The sequence below is a fragment of the Protofrankia sp. Cr1 genome, from assembly GCF_963555865.1.
In the GTDB taxonomy this organism is placed as follows: Bacteria; Actinomycetota; Actinomycetes; order Frankiales; family Frankiaceae; genus Protofrankia.
The window spans coordinates 11,965-13,808 of record NZ_CAUVXO010000114.1 but is presented as its reverse complement, the minus strand read 5'-3'; the positions used below and the strand labels follow the sequence as shown (position 1 = coordinate 13,808).

At 69.6% G+C, this 1,844-nt stretch carries 2 protein-coding genes; both read right to left on the bottom strand.

All coding sequences use genetic code 11. The features are described from left to right. The coding region (locus U9980_RS11745; protein WP_322767942.1) for a polysaccharide deacetylase family protein at positions 1–795 on the bottom strand (795 nt) is incomplete at its 3' end. Beyond that, positions 795–1,769, bottom strand: coding sequence for a glycosyltransferase family 2 protein (locus tag U9980_RS11740; RefSeq protein WP_416210240.1), 975 nt, complete (start codon positions 1,767–1,769; stop codon positions 795–797). The genes U9980_RS11740 and U9980_RS11745, both read right to left, overlap by 1 nt. Positions 1,770–1,844: the final 75 nt, after the last annotated feature.

The following is a 1,844-nucleotide window of genomic DNA, read 5'->3' as shown; positions in this document are numbered from 1 at the left end:
CCGCGGATCTCCTGCGACCCGGACCACCGCGGGTGCCGGCGGCGGCAGCGCCGGCGGCGATTGCAGCACCCGGGCACGGATCCGGCGAGCTGATCGCCAGGCCCGGGTGCGCAGCAGTTCCCCACCCGGCGCGGGCGGACCGTCCCCGTCCAACCAGCTGCGTAGCCGGGCGTCAGAGGTGCTCGCCGCGACGGTGAGCCGGGCGATGGCCAGGGTGTCGTCGGCCGCGTGCGACAACGCGTTGCGCACCGCGCAGGCGGAGTTGAAGCCTGCCTCGGCGACCGCGGCCCGGGTCCGCCGGTCATAGTTGCCGTGCGGGTAGGCGAACGAGGCGACGGGCGCGCCGGTGCGGCCGGTCAGGTGGCGGCGCGACGTGACGATGTCGTTTTCGAGGTCGGGGCCGGCCAGCTCATCGAGGCGTCGGTGGGTGTGGCTGTGCGCGCCGATCTCCACGCCGAGTGCGGCCAGTACGATCAGATCCTGTTCGCGCAGCATTCCCGGTTGGCCGATCCACGATGTCGTCACGTAGACAGTGGCGGCCCCGATGCCCGCGGCCAGCCGCCGGCACGCGGCAAAAGTGTCGGCGTAACCGTCGTCGAACGTGATGACAATCGTGTCCTCGGATGGAGATCCGGCCCGCAGCGCGCCGGCGTACTGCGACACGGTCATCGGTGTGCGGCCGCATTCCGCGATGAAGTGACAATGCCGGTCGAACGCGTCGGTACTGACCGTCCACCGGCCCAGACCCGGCCGCGGATGGTCGGAAACAGCATGGTAGAGCAGGACGGGGATCATTAAGCGCTCCGGTGCGAATCAGCGACGCGGGTCGCGTTGCCGGAATTTCGCCATGGGAAGTACCGGCCGTGGACATATCCAGCGGTGGTGATTCCCAGACCCGTGACGGTCGCACCCACGCGCGTCCAGTGGCGGGGTGCGCCGAGATCGCGGTATAGCGCCCGGGGGAGAACCCGGCGTATGTAGTCCTTCTCGCTGGCCAGCGCCGCGTTGTCGCCGACGTTGCGGGCCACCGCGGCCTTGGACAGGCCCTCGGCATAGCAACGGGCCCGGAAGTACCGCCAGGTTGTGCGTTCCCGGGTGACGCGGTGGCCTACCCGCGCCAGCGGCTGGTAAAGCAGGACCGCGGTCGGATCGTATGCGCGCAGCCGGATTGCGAACTCGGTCTCCTCACAGCCCAGCGGTCGGGCACCGAGGCGACCGAGTCCGTCGGTAAAGCCACCCACCTGATCGAAGACCGTTCGCCGGAATGACATGCCGGCACCGATGGGGTTTCGGACCGGTGCGCTGGCCGTGGGCAGTCCGGTGTAGCTGCATCCGACCACCCAGTCGAATTCCGGTGGGAACCATGATGGGCGGTTCGACGGCCAGCGCGGCTCGGCCAGCCCGCCGACACCGGCGATGGTCGGGTCGGAATACGGAGCCAACAGGTGCGCCAGCCACGCCGGTTCAGCCTCGGCGTCGTCATCAAGGAAGGCGATGACGTCGCCGGTGGCGGCCGCGATACCGGTGTTACGGGCTCCGGACAGACCCTGGTGGCCGTTGTTGACCATGACATTGACGCCGGGCAGGCCGGCTGCCGCACGTCGGTGCAGCTCGCGGTTGTGGTCAATGACGACGATGATTTCGTGGGCGGGAACGGTCTGGGCCGAAAGGCTCGCCACGGCCCGTTCCAGATCCGCCCACCGGTCTTCGGTGTATGCGCAGATCACGACGGACGCACATGGTGTGGACCGGCCGTCGACGGCTGTCATGCGTAGCTCGCCGAGGTGGTGCCGGCCAGGTCGGGGTGGTCGCCGGTGCCCTGCTGGTGGGGGCTGCCCGCAGTC